The organism is Treponema sp. C6A8 (assembly GCF_000619925.1).
Taxonomy (GTDB): Bacteria; Spirochaetota; Spirochaetia; order Treponematales; family Treponemataceae; genus Treponema_D.
Genome location: NZ_JHVB01000001.1, coordinates 343,009 through 359,124, shown reverse-complemented (window position 1 = coordinate 359,124; position 16,116 = coordinate 343,009). Strand labels below are relative to the sequence as shown.

Here is a 16,116-nt window from a genome sequence, read left to right as displayed (position 1 = left end):
CACCTATCACCTAGAACCTGTTCAGCCTAAAAATCAACCTTACCACTATCAGTTATAACAGGCTGAACATCAACTTTGCAAGCAAAGTTGACATTTATTCATTAGCCGCAATTGCGTTACAAGGCATAATATTAACACATTTTTTTACAGAATAAAATACCGCTAAAAGAGTTACAAAAATTACACAGCCCGTAAGCATGAAAAATCCTTTTGCATCAAAAAGCGGGTGCAGATATCCTTTTGTAAGAAAAATTGAAAACATCGGAATAAAGGTAAACTTAATTCCAGAAATTACCCTGCACAAAATTTCTGCAAGAATAAAACCTGCGGCGCAACCGGTAAGCAAGAGGAAAAGACTTTCAATAAGGAGAGTTCCCATAATTGCCTTTTTCTTCATGCCGATTGCCATATAAATTCCAATTTCATTTATACGCTTCATTACAAGAACGCGGTAAGTACTTCCAATTCCAACAACAATAATAAGGACAAGAAAAACGATTATAAGAGAAATTACAACATTCATAGCGTTTTTCAGGATATTTACATCATTGAGGTTGGCACTCAAAGGGATAATTCCGTATGTATCCGGCGTATTATTCGGGTCAAAGTAAAAATCCAGCTTATTATCTACAAGAGGATGCATTTTAAATGCAGTTTCAAAAGCAGACTGAATCTTTTCCAGTTCTTCTTTTGAAATTCCGCTTCTTCCGGGAAAATCTACACAAAGACGGTTTGAAAAGCTTGAATCACGACCATATGCTGTACGCAGAAAATCAAAATCCATATAGGTTGTATAAAGACCAAAAACGCTTGAATCCTGAAAGATGCCTTTTATTACAAGGGGAACTGTATTGATATAACCGTTTATGTTTCTAAGATAAAGGGTAATTTCATCACCAAGGCCTGCGCCAAGTTTTTTTGCAATCGGCTCACTGATTAAGACTCCGTTAGAGCCTTTTTTAATATCAGCACTACCGCAGAGGAAGTTAAATTTATCAAAAAGCGCTTTTTCAGAATCAAATGTAACGCCTTTTATAACACGCTGAAGAACTTCCTCACCTTCATAATAGAAAGAAACCTTATTCTGGGCATCAAAATCATAACGGATGGAAATTGAAACATTTTCAGGAAGAAGAGCTTTTGCAGTTTCAAGAATTTTCTCGTAATCGCCAAGATATCTTTCATCCCAGTTACAGCTCATAAAACAAAAATCGCCGCCGTAATAAACTTCAGCTTTTTCATTCAGGGAAGCAATCATCCCCTTGCTTATAAAAAGACTGAAAAGCGAAATTCCAGTTCCGAAAAAGCAAATCAAGAAAAGAGAAATATACTGCTTTTTGCGGTAAAAAAGTGAACGGAATCCAAGAATAAGCTGATACATTATTTAGCACCTCTCATTGCTACGACCGGGCTTGTATTAAGGGCAGTATGAACAGGATAAATCCAGGCAACCATTCCCAAAATAAGGGAAACGCCAAAGCATTTTAACAGACTTGAAGCCTTGATAACTGTTACAAGAGTATTTCCGCCGAAAAGCTGAATCAAAAATGTATTAGAAAATGTGATATGAAGGGCTAAAACTGCCCTACTGAAAATACAGCCCAGAATCATTCCAATAATACCAGCCGCCACTGCAAGAATAAAAGTTTCTGACATGCACTGAAGACTTACAAAAAGTTTTGAAGTTCCTATAGCCCGCATTGTTCCGATTTCCTGAGTACGGTCAAGAATATTAATAACAAGAGTATTATTGATGATGATAAATCCGGCGAACAGTACGATAAAAATACCAATATTGAAAATCAGGCGCAAAAAGTAAAGGTACATTGCTAGGTTTCCGGCAGCATTTCGCCAGCCGACAGCTTCTACATTCCAGCCTGATTTTTTAAAGAAGCGGTTCATTTTTTTGATTGTTTTTTTAACGGATGCTTCCTGGTCAAGCTTACAGATAATAAAATTCCAGGTTGTATCAGCAGAGTTTTCTGATATTACTGCAGCGTCATTGAAAGAATCTTCTGCAAAACATTCTTCGTCAGCATCTACAGTTTCATAACAAATATAATCATCCAGATTATCATCACTTTCATCAAAAAGAGAATCCAAATCATAATCAGAAAGAAGTTCCTGTGTTCCCTTATCAAGCACAAGATCTTCTGCAGAATACATTGAATTGATTTCAAAAAGTTCACGAACAGTCTGAGGCGAAATTACGATAATATCATCAAAAATTCTGTTTTTAACAGGATAAGAATAAACTGCTGTAACAGGAGCCGAACGGATTCGCACGGAAAGGCCTTCAGCTACAATAAACTGAAGTTCAGAGCCTACATCAGCGCCGATAAGTTCAGCAATCTGAGTCGAAAGCATTATTCCCTTCTGATTTTCAGAATAAGCCTGCCCTTTTTCAATTTTTATTCCGCTCATCATTTTAAGATAATCAGAAGTTTCAGTTCCAAACAAAGCGGCTGGCGTTTTCTGACCATTATAATCAAGGGCTACCATTCCAAATAGCTGAGGATTAGTAAGTTTTACTTCAGGAAGCTCTTTCAGATAGCTGTTAATTTTTTCATATGGAGTCAGCAAAGGAATTTCAGTAAAAGTTCCTGTAACAGGTGATTCATCTCCCAAAAGACTAAGGGCCGGTTCATGTTTAGGCCTGATTACAATATCGCCGGTAAAGCTTGTAATAAAAGTTTCCTGAATTCCGTTTTCGGTACTGTCAAAAATTGCGTTGGTAAGAACCAGCAGAGCCACTGAAAAAGCAATAAAAAGCACAATAACTATTGAAGTTTTCCGCGAAATAATATTTTTAAGAGCCAGTTTAAAAAACATCATTAATTAATATCCAAAAAACAAAGTCTATTAATTTTAATGAATATTAGACTTGAGTTCAATAAAGGATGGGCAAAATGATATTTGCTCTTAAGGTGGCTTTGTGATAGAGTATAGTTTATGAAAAAAATAATTTTTGCCACAGCTGCCTTTTTATTTTCAGCAGCACTTTTTGCACAGGAAGCTCTTAAATCTACAGAAGAAGAATATTATGATTTTCTTTCGCTTCAGGGTATTGTTGAACGCCCTACTCTTGGCTACCGCACACTAAGTGATTCAGAATGGAAATTTATAGAAGAAACTGTCAACGTTCTTGATGAAAACGGCAATCCTCTTTTGGATGAAGAAGGAAATCCAGTAACGACAAAAGTTCTGCCTTCACATCCATGGCAGAACAACAATTTAGGAAAAAAATACACACTCTGGCAGTCACAGAATCAGGGTAAAAACTGGTTCACCCGCGGCTACGACCACAACATTAAATGCAAGGTTTACGGACCTGAATGGTTCAACAGCTATAATACTGCAGCCCCATACGGTCAGAATGACGGCGCTCTCTGGCAGGGAAAAGGCTATAACTCAAGTTTAACCGGCGGCGCCAGATTTGAAATGTACGGTTTTGAGGTGACATTGAAGCCGCAGTTGAGTTTTAGCCAGAATTTGAGTTTTGAAATGATGACTTCTGTATACCCTAATCAATATGGGTATTACTGGGGATATGGTCTTGATGCACCACAGCGCTTTGGAGATGCTGCCTTCTGGACTTTTGATTGGGGAGATTCAGAATTCCGTTACACATGGAGAAGTTTTTCACTAGGAGCAGGAACACAAGCACTATGGTTAGGACCTTCACAATATAATCCGATATTACATTCAAATAATGCGCCAACATATCCAAAATTTGACATTGGACTTAGAAAAACTAAAGTATTTTTACCATTTTGCAACTGGTACATTGGGGACATAGAAAGTCGAATCTGGATGGGATATCTTACAGAATCAAGTTTTTTTGATAATAATTCTTCAAATGACCACAATAGAATTAATGGATTTACCTTCTCTTATAACCCATCTTTCATTCCAGGTCTTTCATTTGGAGTAACAAAAGTATGTATATCAAAATGGAATTCATTTGACATCAGATATCTAAATCCGTTTTATGATTCAAACAGTGGAATTGGAGAAGAAATTGGTGAAGATCAAAAAATGTCCTGCTATATAGACTTAATAATTCCACGAGTCGGACTTGAATTATATGGAGAACTTGGACTAGATGATTATTTACAGGGTGGTTGGATTGAAGGACTTACACGATACCCGTTCGATACTCTTATCTGGACTGCAGGCTTAAAGAAATCAATAACATTCTCTAAAAAGAAAAATATTTATGGTGAAGTTATATTTGAATATTCTGATATGGAACTTGCAAGAAATAAAGTTTCTGCAAAAGCTGCTTATTGCTTTAATATGCACCATCAAGTAACTCAGGGCTACACAAACAAAGGACAATATATTGGTTCAGCGTTAGCAAACGGTGGTAATTCACAAACATTAAGTTTTTCACTTATATATCCAAAAGGAAAATCTTCAATATTGCTTCAGCGAGCAAATCCTGACAATACATACTCCTACATAAACCTGAATAACGAAAATCAAACATATAAAGGATTTTATATAATTGGACTAGAAAATCTTCATTACTTTCTTCCAAGTTTTACAATCAAAACAGGAATTGCTTATCAACATATAGTCAATTCGAAATATTTTACATATGACAGCGAAAATAAAGTAACAAGTACAGAAACGCTCCATAATGCTATTATAAATCTTACATTTGCCTACAATTTCTAGGAGAAATGATGAATAGAAATCTGTTTTTTTTACTTCCAAGTCTTCCCAAAACACCCGCAGGAGGTTATAAAATCGCCTACCAATATGCAGATTTCTTTGCAAATTTGGGATACAAAGTTCATTTAGTATACCCTTATGCAAAAAGTGATTTTTTATCTAATAAAACTTATTCATTTCTTTTTAGATTAAAAACTTTTATTGGTTTTTATTACAGAAACTTCCGGAATCAACTGGATTTCTCATATTGGTATCAATTTAAAAATCAAATAACAAATCATATTGTTTTTTCTTTGAGTCCAAAATTTATTAATAAATTATTTTCACCAGATTCAATAATTTTTGCAACCGCAGTTCAAACGGCTTATGACGCATTTAACATAAAAAAAACACCAGATAAAAATAAATTCTACTTAATCCAGGATTTTGAAAACTGGAATGGAAAGAGTGATGATTTTGTTTATAATTCTTATAAATTACCTCTAACAAAAATTGTTATCTCAAAATGGCTTCAAAAAGAGGTAGAAAAGGCAGGAAGTACAGCAACAATAATTCCGAATGGCTTAAATTTTGATTATTTTAAATTGACAACACCAATTTCAGAACGAAAACCTACTGAAATTGCTATGCTTTACCACACTGATGAAAGAAAACGTTGTTGCGACTCTATGGCGGCTCTTGATATTGTAAAAAAGCAAATCCCGGATTTACATGTAAGCATATTTGGTACACCTGATAAACCTAAAGATTTACCTGAATGGTATTCTTATTATAAAACACCAGACCAGGAAACTCATAACAAGATATATAATGATGCAGCTATTTTTGTTGCTGCATCTGAAAGAGAAGGCTGGGCTTTACCACCAGCAGAAGCAATGCAATGTGGCGCAGCACTAGCATGCACAGAGATAGGGGTTTTTTCCGATTATGCCGTCAATGAAAAATATGCTTTATTATCTCCTGTTTATGATGTAAAAGCACTTGCTGATAATATTCTTAGACTAATACAAAACAATGATTTACGTATAAAATTAGCTAAAGATGGAAATAATTTCATTCAACAATTTACACAGGAAAACGCAAATTCAAAAATTAAAGAACTTGTAGAAACAACTATTTATTAATTATGGCAGAAATCCAATTAACAAAACGTAAAGTAATAACCTCTTTTATATGGAAAACAATGGAAAAAGGCGGAGCCCAGATTATTCAATTTGTTGTTTCCATAATTCTTGCACGCATGCTTACTCCATCAGATTACGGAGTACTTGCTCTTATTACTGTTTTCATTAATTTAGCAAATGCTTTTGTTCAGAGCGGATTCGGAACCGCTTTAATACAGGACAAGGAGTCTGGAGACTTAGAATTTTCAACAGTATTTTATTTTTCTATTTTTGCATCGATTCTCTTCTATATCATTTTATTTTTTGCAGCTATACCAATTGCCCATTTTTATAAAACTCCAATTCTTATAAAAGTAATAAGAATTTTAAGTATTTCTCTTCTATTTAATTCTATTGTTTGTATCCAAAATGCCTATTTATCAAAAAAATTGAACTTCAAAAAAAACTTTATTGGAAGTATTTTTGCCATATCACTTTCAGGCTTAATTGGTATAATTATGGCATACAATAATTTTGGAATTTGGGCTCTTGTAGGACAAAATCTCAGTTATAGTTTTCTGATTTTTCTAATTTTATGTTTTATTGTAGAATGGAAACCAAAGCTTTTATTTTCTATTTCAAAATTAAAAAAACTTTTTTTATTCAGTTGGAAACTTCTGGCATCAAATCTGATTGGAACATTCTGTAACAATTTACAAAGTCTTATTATCGGGAAAAATTACAGTACATCACAATTAGGAATTTACAACAGAGGACAGAACTTTCCGCAAATTATTACTAATACGCTTGATGGTTCAATTCAAAGCGTTCTATTCCCTACCTTATCAAACAAAAATGATGATAAGGAATACGTAAAAAATACAATGCGAAAATCTATTTCACTTTCTGCATTTATTTTATTGCCTTGTATATTTGGAATGGCAGCTATCGCAAAACCTTTAGTTTTAACCTTACTAAGCGAAAAATGGCAGGACAGCATTATTTTTATGCAGATTGCATGTATTGGCTTTGGTTTTATTCCAATTCAATCAGCAAACCTTACTGCTATTAATGCAGTTGGCAGAAGTGATATATACATGAAGTTGGAAATTGTAAAAAGATCTATTACTATTCTGTCTATAATTGCAGCTACACCATTCGGTATTTTTGCACTAGCTGCAAGTCAGGCAGCTTGTAATATTTTATTTTCATTTATAAATGCTTATCCAAATAAAAAACTTTTAAATTATACATATAAAGAACAACTTGAAGACTTACTTCCTTCTCTTATAGTAGCTTTTATAATGGGAGTATTAATTCAACTTTTTAACAGATTTACAACATTATCAAATCTCTTTCAGTTATTATCAGATATTATTTTGGGAGTGATTATTTATTTATTTATTTCTATAGTTTTAAAAAACAAGTCATTCATATATTTATATTCTAATATTACAAAAAAAAGAAAATTATAATAAAAAGGGTAAAACTATATGGAAAATATATCTATTAATATTGCTGTCATTATAGTCATATATAATCCAATTGATTTTGGAATTAAAAAAATTTTACAAAACATTACCAGTTATAAAGAATATTGTGATAAGCTATATATTGTTGATAACAGTCCTGCTGATAATTCTTTATTATTTTCAAATCTTTCAAATTCGGTTTATCTTTTAAATTCAAACAAAGGTGGAATTGCTGGCGCTCAAAATCTTGGATGTGAAGCAGCCCTTAAAGATGGATATCAATGGGCGATGACCATGGACCAAGATTCATTTTTTGAAGACATGCAAATTCAAACTTATATTCAATTGGTTAACAAATACATTAATACGACAAATGATGCAGCATCATTTGCTCCTAGAATAATCGATTTAAATGAATCTAAATATTGGACCCATCTTCTTCGAAAACATATCTTAGGTCCATTAAAAAGAAAATTGCTTCATATAAGTTTAGAATCACTTCCTGAAATCACATTTCCTACAGAAGTTATTGCAAGCGCAAATATTATAAATCTACCGGTATGGGAAAAAGTTGGAAAATTTGATGAACAACTTTTTATTGAACAAGTTGACTATGATATGTGTCATAATCTTATTAAAAATGGATATAAAATTGTAAAATTTAATACAGTTACTCTTAATCAATTTTTTGGAAAAAGAGTTTTTGCTTTATTTAAGAAAAATTATCCATGGTATAACAATACAAGAATGTATTATGTTTTCAGAAATTTGTTTATTGAAAAAAAAAGATTTCCTCAATACAAAAACAAATATAGAAAAATCATTCATATGCGTTTTGTAGATTTTTGTTTAAATACAATTCACCCTTTTTCTCATTTTGCTATCTTTTTTAAGGCCTATAAAGATTCTAAAAAAGTATGGTAGCTAAAATTATTTAATGATAAGATATTAGTTTAAGGTTTTATATGGATGTTTCTATTATTATTGTAAATTATAATACTAAAGATGTTTTATCAGATTGTTTAAAATCAATATATGAAAAGACGACAGATCTTAATTTTGAAATTATTGTCAGTGATAACGGTTCTGTTGATGGTTCAATAGAAATGCTAAGATCAAATTTTCCACAAGTAGTACTTATTGAAAATAATGCTAATCTTGGCTTTGGAACTGCAAATAATCGTGGACTTGACTTAGCAAAAGGAAAATACGTTTTCTATTTAAATAGCGATACAATTCTTATAAATAATGCAATCAAAATTCTATTTGATTATTTTGAAGAAAATGGTGAAAAAGATAATATAGGTGCTTTAGGTGGTGCTTTATTTTCTCCTAAAATGAACTATCTTGGTTATGGCGCAAATTTTACAAGTGTTAATCATAAATTAAAAATTGCCTTTATTGATTTTCTTAGAATAACAAAAAATTCTCTATTAAAAACAAAGAAAAAATATCAATACAAAACATTTACAAATATTAATTCTGAAAAAAAAGTTCCATATCGGGGAAAAACAGATTTTATCGCAGGTTCTGCACTTTTTGTAAAGAATGATTCTTTTGCGCGATTTGATGAAAGATTTTTTATGTATTGTGAAGAGGCAGATTTACAATTACAAATGCAAAGAGCTGGAAAAATACGTTATGTACTGGATACTCCCCAAATCATACATCTTGAAGGAGCATCTTCAGATTCCCCACTTTATAAACTAAAAGATCCTTTACAATTTTACACAAGTTTCTCTAAGTTAAATCAAATGGTTTCGACAATCATTTTAGTAAAGAAAAACTATAATGCACCTGTTAGACTCTTTTTAATACGTTTATTTACATTTTTATCAATGATAAATCCTAAAATTTATCCGCATTCAAAAAAATATATAAAAAAAATTTGGAGATAAATATGAATATATTAAATATTTTTCCCAGATTATTAAGACGTATTTTTACTGAACTACCTTTATATTTTCTAAAACCTCAAAAACCAAGCGAAGGGATAATAATATCACTAACTTCCTACCCTGCACGACTTTCAAACCTGCATTTTGTTATCCGTTCACTTTTAAAACAATCCTTACAGGCAGAAAAAATAATTCTATATTTAGGCACAGATACAAAGGATTCTGACATTCCTCAACGACTTAAAGATCTTACAAAATATAATTTTGAAATCCGCACCGGTTATGAAGATATAAAACCTCATAAAAAATATTTTTTTGCCATGCAGGAATATCCTGAACATATTATTGTTACAGTTGATGACGATATAATGTATCACAAGGATTTTCTCAAAGACTTATACAATTCATATAAAAAATATCCAGACAGCGTACAGGCAAGAAGAGTTACAAAGCTGACTTCTGAAAATGGAAACCTGAATGAATATGCCAAATTTGAATACAAATATAAATCTCTTCTTACACCAAGTCACTCTCTGCTGGCAATAGGATGCGGTGGAGTTTTGTATCCTCCGGAAGCTTTTACAAAAGATGATTTTAATGCAGATTTAATTAAAGAAACCTGCCTGAACACAGATGATATTTATCTTAAATATCTTGAAGTAAAAAATGACAGAAAGGTAGTTTTTGTTCCATCAAAATATGAAAAAGATTTAAGCGTTAGAAACACTCAGGATTCAGGACTTTTTCATATAAATTATCAGGAAGGAAACAGAAATGACCTTGCCTTACAGGCTTTGGAAAAAGCAACTAGAATTAATTTAGCCGATTATTTAAAATAAAAATATGAAACTTTTATTTTGCGGTGACGCAGTAATTCAGTCCACAAATAATTTCTCAATTTCACCTTCACTTTCTGATTTTATCAAAACTAATGATTTTAATATTATAAATTTTGAAGGCACCATAAAAGGCAGGACACCTTCGCCAATAAAAAAAGTCGGTCCGAATGTTTATAACTGCGACGAAGCAATTTCCCTGTTGAAAGAAAGCGGCTTTAACTGTTTTACGCTCGCAAATAATCATATTGTTGATTTTGGAACTGAAAGCTGTATTGAAAGTCTGAAAAAAATCAATGATGAGAATATCAAATATCTGGGTGCAGGAACTTCATTTGAGAACTGCTATGCTCCGCTTATTATTGAAGAAAATAATCAAAAAATCGCGTTCATCAACTGCTGTCATGCGGAATTTGGAGTTTATAAAGATAAAAATCTTCCTCTAAAAGCCGGATACGCCTGGATAAACAGCAGGGAAATAGACAGACAAATCATAAAATGCAAAAATGACGGTTATTATGTAGTCGTCCTTCCTCATGCCGGTGTTGAATTTCAAGAGCTTCCACTTCCAGAATGGCGTGAACGCTATCAGAGCTTTATTGATTTAGGCGCAGATATTGTAATTGGAAGCCACCCTCACATTATTCAGGGAAAAGAAGTCTATAAAGGAAAGTCGATTTATTACAGTCTTGGAAATTTCTCTTTCTATAATAAAAACAAGCTTGATGATAAGGAATGGAACAGAGGGCTTCTTGTCAGCCTTGATACAGAATCAGGAATCACATCAGAAAACTTTATTTATTACGATGGCAAAAAAGTTGATTTATGCAATGATGCTTCTGTAAAGACTACTTTTGAAAAGCGCTCTGAGATTCTAAAAAATCCAGAGGAATACAATGATAAAGTTATAGAAATGGTAACAAAATTATGGAATTCTACTTACAAAGAACTTTATGATGCTGTTCCAAATTTCATAAATGCGCGAAATCACTTTATAAAAAACCTGATTAAATATTTTGCAAAAAAATATCTTTTTAGAAGCAGATTTCAAAAGGATTTAAACGAAACTCTACTTCTGCATAACATTCAGATTGAAAGTCATCGTTATGCGGTAGAACGCTATCTTTATTTACAGAATATCAAAATCAACAATCTTGGAGATAAAAATGATTAACAGAATAGTTAAAAATATAAAATGCTTTGGTCTGGGCTATACTTTCTTTTTTACTTTACAGAAAGTCGGATTCAAAATTGACATACCTGTAAAATTCATGCTTAATAAACAGCATTACTATGATTCTCTTTCAAAAGAAAAAGCAGAAAAAGAATTGTGTGATTTTTATAAAAACTCCACAGGAAAAGATTTGAATCTTACAAATCCGAAAACTTTTTCAGAAAAGCTTCAGTGGCTTAAATTCAATGATTCAACAAAAGAAAAAGCCCTGCTCTCTGATAAATACGCTGCTGCAAAAATAATACAAGAAAAATATTCAGGAAGAATAAAAACTGTAAAACAGCTTGGTGTCTGGACAGACGCAAATGATATTGATTTTGACGCCCTGCCAGATCAGTTTGCCTTAAAATGCAATCATGGATCTGCTATGAATATCCTAGTAAAAGATAAGAGCAAGCTGAATATCAAAAAAACAATCAAAAAGCTTAATGACTGGTTAAAGCTTGATTATGCAACAATGAACGGAATGTTCGAAAATCATTATACTTACATAGAACGAAAAATTATTGCAGAGGAATTCATTCAGGAAATGGATGGTAATCTTCATGATTATAAATTCCATTGTTTTAACGGTCAGCCCAAATTCTGTCAGCTTATTGGAGACCGCATTCCAAACAGCCATCACTATTTTTTAAGTTTTTATACACCAGACTGGAATAAAACTGACATCACCTATAATAATCATGCAGTTTATAAAGATGAATACCCTCGACCGGAAAAACTTGACGAAATGCTGCAACTTGCAAAAGAAATGTCAGCTCCATTTTCTTATGTAAGGGTTGATTTTTATATTTTGAACGGCGATATCTATTTTGGTGAACTTACCTTCACCCCTGACAGCGGTATTTTCAACTTTGAAAACCCTCAGACTGATTCTGAATGGGGAGAAATGTTGAAACTATGAGTAAATACACATTCATCACAGGGCATAACTGGAAATCAAATCGACTCGGGGGCTTTCATAAATTTGCAGAGGCTGCATGTAAAGCAGGACACGAAGTTGTTTTTTTCAGCTTTCCGCGGCCTTATTACAGCTATTTTATGAAGCAGGAGCTTTATAATTACAAGTCGATAAAAGAACTTTCTAAGGGGATTGAATACGAAATTGCGGGACAGAAGCTTACAAACGTTACCTTCCCGACTTTCAAACTCCCGAATGCCGCTAACAAAATCCTTACCAATAAGATGATGAACGCACTGGAGCGGGCTTCCTTCCTTTCTTTTAAACGTTTCGCAAAAAAATGGTTTACCGGCACGGAAGTTTTTGTTTTTGAATCCTGTGACGGGATGCTCTATCTTGATGCATTGCGAAAACTTTTTCCTGGGGCAAAAATGATTTACCGTCCCAGCGACCCTATGATGTTTGACGGGGCGCTTTCCCGCTATGTTGAAAATGAAACTCGTATGGTGCTCGGCGCCAACCTCAACATTCTTGTAAATAATGACGGTCTGGAACTTTATCGCCGAAAAATACCTGATTTTGATAGCAAGGCTAAATATGTTCTGCTTTCAAACGGTGTTGATATTGACTCTTACACAAAGACTTACGACTGTCCGGAGCTTCTAAAAAAGCAAAATACAATTCTTTACGTTGGTGCATGGGAAGTTGAATGGGAACTTTTATTTAAGGCAGCTGCAGAAAGCCCGGACTTTAATTACATTGTAGTTCTTCCAAACTTTCCCAGCGCAGAAATCCAGAAACGTGCAGAAGAGACGCCTAACCTCTTTTATGTTCCCGGTATTTCTCCGTCCCAGGTTCCAGCATGGATTACAAACTGCAGCGTAGTTATGGTTCCTTATGTTACGGACTTTTACAAAAACCGTCCGCTTGGTATTACTGCAAAATACTATCAGGCAATGGCAGCCCACAAGCCTATTGTTGCCTATTGCGATACACCAAAACTGGCAGAAGCAGGAGCTGTTGTAACCTACTCTTATGATGATTTTATTTCTGCCGTAAAAGAAGCTGTAAAAGAGGGCAAAAAAGATTACATCTTTGACCTTGCAGACCGAGACTGGAATAAAATCTGCCAGCAATTTCTTGCTCATTGTTCAAACGCCTGAGAACTGATAAACTGTAATTATGAATATTACAGTTGTCGGAACAGGCTATGTAGGCCTTTCAATTTCAATTCTTTTGGCACAGCACAATGATGTAATTGCGTGCGACATAATGCAGAACAAGGTTGATTTAATCAACAATAAAAAGTCTCCTATCGTAGACAAAGAAATATCAGAATATCTTGCAGAAAAACCGCTCCATCTTAAAGCAACCTGCGATGCAGCTTTTGCCTATAAAAATCCAGATTTTGTAGTAATTGCAACTCCAACAAATTACGATTCAGAAAAGAACTTTTTCGATACATCTTCAATAGAAGCAGTTTTGAGCCTTGTAGAAAAAAACTGCCCGGATACTACAGTCGTAATTAAATCAACAATTCCTGTAGGCTATACAGAAGGCATTGTAAAGAACTATAAAATCAAAAATATTTTATTTAGCCCGGAATTTTTGCGAGAGGGGCATGCTCTTTATGATAACCTCTACCCAAGTAGAATTGTTGTAAGTTATCCAAAAGACCGGCCGGAACTTGTTAAGAAGGCAGAAGAGTTTGCCAGCTTGCTTCAGGAAGGCGCAATCAAAAAGGATGTAGAAATCCTTACACCAAACTGTACAGAAGCCGAAGCTATCAAACTTTTTGCAAATACCTATCTTGCACTTCGCGTTGCTTATTTTAATGAACTGGATACTTATGCCGAAGTTCGCGGACTTAACACAAAGCAGATTATTCAGGGCATCAGCCTTGATCCTCGTATCGGTGATTTCTATAACAATCCTTCTTTTGGTTATGGCGGCTACTGTCTTCCAAAAGACACAAAACAGCTTCTTGCAAACTTTAATTCAGTTCCACAGAACCTTATTCAGGCTATTGTTGATTCAAACCGCACAAGAAAAGAGTTCATTGCCCACCAGATTCTTGCAGAAAATCCAAAAACTGTGGGTATCTTCCGACTTACAATGAAGGCAAACAGTGACAACTTCCGCCAGTCTTCAATACAGGACATTATGAAACAGCTTCGCGGTGAAGGTGTAGAAGTTATAATCTATGAACCTACCCTTACTGCAGATGACTTTGAAAAATTCCGGGTTGAGCATGACCTTGCCGCTTTCAAAAAGGGCTGTGATGTAATTCTTGCAAACCGCATGTCAGAAGATCTTACAGACTGCAAGTCAAAAGTTTACACAAGAGATTTGTTCAGCCGGGACTAGAATGAAATCAAAACTCTTCCCCTTTATTTTGATGCACGCAGGATTTTTTCTCTATGCCTTCTACCCGGTACTTGGGAAGGCGGCATCAAAATATGACTTTTTAAGCTTTAATTATTGCGTAATTTACTGCGTAATCATCACACTTCTTTTTGTATATGCAGTCCTCTGGCAGCAGGTATTAAAAAGCTTCCGCCTCCCCATTGCAATCTGCAACAAGGCCGTAACAATTGTCTGGGGAATGTTTTTCAGCCTCCTTATTTTTGGCGAAGAAATCACACTTAAAAAAGTTTTGGGAGCCCTAATCATACTTTCAGGCATCATTCTTCTTTCAATCGCTGATAAAAAAACTGCAGAAGGAGGACAAAAATGATTTTATTCGTTCTCTTTTTGATTTTTTCAAACTTTATTGGCGCTGTAAGCCAGGTACTCTTAAAAAAATCAGCGCTTGAAGAGCATAAAAGTTTAATTTTTGAATATCTGAACGTAAAAGTAATTCTAGCCTACGCACTATTTTTCTGCGCAGTTTTCATCGACTTATATGCGCTAAAAGTTGTTCCGGTTTCTTTTGTTCCAATTATCGAAGCATCAAGCTATATTTTTGCAATCATCTTAAGCAGGATTTTCTTTAAGGATAAGATTAACCTGCTCCAGTGCCTTGCAATCGGGCTTATTATTGCAGGAATCTGGGTATATGTTTCTTAATCGGCTGTATACCCAACAACTTCTCGTACAATAAACTTAGGGCAGTTATTCTGGGTAAGATAAATCTGGCCAAGATACTTTCCTATTATTCCAAGAGAAACTAAAATCATTCCGCCAAGAACAAGAAGCAGGATTACAAGTGTTGTCCAACCAGTAACATCGGCTCTGCCGGAAAAATATTCAATAACATAGTAAACAGCAAGACCAAGTCCTGCCAGAGCTGAAATCATACCGGCATAAAATGTCAGAAGCAGCGGTATGGTTGAAAAACCAAAGAGCATCCGAAGGAAAACCTTAATTGATTTAATAAGGTTGTAGTTTGATTTACCCATCTCGCGCTTATGATGTTCAATTGGAATCTGGGTAATATTTCTTGTAACCTGAAAAATCAAACCGTCAATATATGGAAAAAGATTATTGAATTTAATCATTTCTTCAACTACACCGCGGCAGATGATTTTAAAAGGACTTAAATAAATGTTTTTTGGCTTATCAAGAGCAATCTCGCTGATTTTTCCGTTAAACCAGGAACCAAGATTTTTCCATAGCTTCTGTTTTTTTGAATCAAAATCGGCATAAACAACATCAAAGTCTTTTTTTGCTTCTTCGTAGAGTTTTAAAATATCATAAGGAGAATGCTGCAAATCATCATCCATAATTACAACATAATTTCCTTTTGCGTAATTCAGACCTGCAAGAATTGCAGAATCCTGACCGCCGTTTTTACGAAGATTGATTCCTATAAGATTTGGATTTTTTTCAGCTTCTTTTTTAATTTCATCCCAGCTGGAATCTTTTGAACAGTCATTTACCATAATCTGCTCATATTCAATTCCTTTTAGCGCGTCTGCTATCTGACGGCTGATTTCTGCAACACATTCGTGGCTGTTGTATACTGGAATAACGATGCTGATTTCTTTCAT

At 33.9% G+C, this 16,116-nt stretch carries 15 protein-coding genes; 12 read left to right on the top strand and 3 right to left on the bottom strand.

Annotated features, from left to right (window positions below):
- Positions 1-94: 94 nt before the first annotated feature.
- Positions 95-1,381 carry an ABC transporter permease gene (locus T530_RS0101570; RefSeq protein ID WP_027727496.1) on the bottom strand — a complete coding sequence of 429 codons (1,287 nt, stop codon included), beginning with the start codon at positions 1,379-1,381 and terminating at the stop codon, positions 95-97.
- Entirely contained in the window at positions 1,381-2,835 is a 1,455-nt protein-coding gene (locus tag T530_RS0101565) for an ABC transporter permease (protein ID WP_027727495.1), read from the bottom strand. The genes T530_RS0101570 and T530_RS0101565 overlap by 1 nt, the downstream gene beginning before the upstream one ends.
- 117 nt (positions 2,836-2,952) lie before the next feature.
- On the opposite strand from T530_RS0101565, the gene T530_RS13225 reads away from it, so the two are divergent.
- The 12 genes from T530_RS13225 to T530_RS0101505 are packed head-to-tail and all read left to right on the top strand — an operon-like array spanning position 2,953 to position 15,193.
- Positions 2,953-4,683, top strand: a complete 1,731-nt coding sequence (locus tag T530_RS13225) for a hypothetical protein (RefSeq protein WP_051537735.1) — start codon at positions 2,953-2,955, stop codon at positions 4,681-4,683.
- Positions 4,684-4,688: 5 nt separating this feature from the next.
- Entirely contained in the window at positions 4,689-5,804 is a 1,116-nt protein-coding gene (locus tag T530_RS0101555; protein ID WP_027727494.1) for a glycosyltransferase family 4 protein, read from the top strand.
- Between the two features lie 2 nt (positions 5,805-5,806).
- Positions 5,807-7,258: a lipopolysaccharide biosynthesis protein gene (locus tag T530_RS0101550; RefSeq protein ID WP_027727493.1), complete on the top strand. Its 1,452-nt coding sequence runs from the start codon at positions 5,807-5,809 to the stop codon at positions 7,256-7,258.
- Positions 7,259-7,276: 18 nt separating this feature from the next.
- Positions 7,277-8,179, top strand: coding sequence for a glycosyltransferase (locus tag T530_RS0101545; protein ID WP_027727492.1), 903 nt, complete (start codon positions 7,277-7,279; stop codon positions 8,177-8,179).
- Positions 8,180-8,220: 41 nt separating this feature from the next.
- Positions 8,221-9,153, top strand: coding sequence for a glycosyltransferase family 2 protein (locus T530_RS13220; protein ID WP_051537731.1), 933 nt, complete (start codon positions 8,221-8,223; stop codon positions 9,151-9,153).
- A gap of 2 nt (positions 9,154-9,155) precedes the next feature.
- Positions 9,156-9,992 (top strand): hypothetical protein, encoded by an 837-nt coding sequence (locus T530_RS0101535; RefSeq protein WP_051537729.1) that lies wholly within the window; start codon positions 9,156-9,158, stop codon positions 9,990-9,992.
- Positions 9,993-9,996: 4 nt separating this feature from the next.
- Positions 9,997-11,163 carry a CapA family protein gene (locus T530_RS0101530; protein WP_027727490.1) on the top strand — a complete coding sequence of 389 codons (1,167 nt, stop codon included), beginning with the start codon at positions 9,997-9,999 and terminating at the stop codon, positions 11,161-11,163.
- Positions 11,156-12,127 (top strand): ATP-grasp fold amidoligase family protein, encoded by a 972-nt coding sequence (locus tag T530_RS0101525; RefSeq protein WP_051537727.1) that lies wholly within the window; start codon positions 11,156-11,158, stop codon positions 12,125-12,127. Before T530_RS0101530 ends, T530_RS0101525 begins: the two co-directional genes overlap by 8 nt.
- Positions 12,124-13,287, top strand: a complete 1,164-nt coding sequence (locus tag T530_RS0101520) for a hypothetical protein (protein WP_027727488.1) — start codon at positions 12,124-12,126, stop codon at positions 13,285-13,287. The genes T530_RS0101525 and T530_RS0101520 overlap by 4 nt, the downstream gene beginning before the upstream one ends.
- Before the next feature lie 19 nt (positions 13,288-13,306).
- A complete protein-coding gene (locus T530_RS0101515; protein ID WP_027727487.1) occupies positions 13,307-14,491 on the top strand; it encodes a nucleotide sugar dehydrogenase in 1,185 nt (394 codons plus the stop codon).
- 1 nt (position 14,492) lies between these two features.
- A complete protein-coding gene (locus T530_RS0101510) occupies positions 14,493-14,861 on the top strand; it encodes an EamA family transporter (protein WP_038073253.1) in 369 nt (122 codons plus the stop codon).
- A complete protein-coding gene (locus tag T530_RS0101505) occupies positions 14,858-15,193 on the top strand; it encodes an EamA family transporter (protein ID WP_027727485.1) in 336 nt (111 codons plus the stop codon). The genes T530_RS0101510 and T530_RS0101505 overlap by 4 nt, the downstream gene beginning before the upstream one ends.
- On the opposite strand, the gene T530_RS0101500 is transcribed toward T530_RS0101505, so the two are convergent.
- Positions 15,190-16,116 carry a glycosyltransferase family 2 protein gene (locus T530_RS0101500; protein WP_027727484.1) on the bottom strand — a complete coding sequence of 309 codons (927 nt, stop codon included), beginning with the start codon at positions 16,114-16,116 and terminating at the stop codon, positions 15,190-15,192. The two genes, T530_RS0101505 and T530_RS0101500, sit on opposite strands and share 4 nt — an antisense overlap.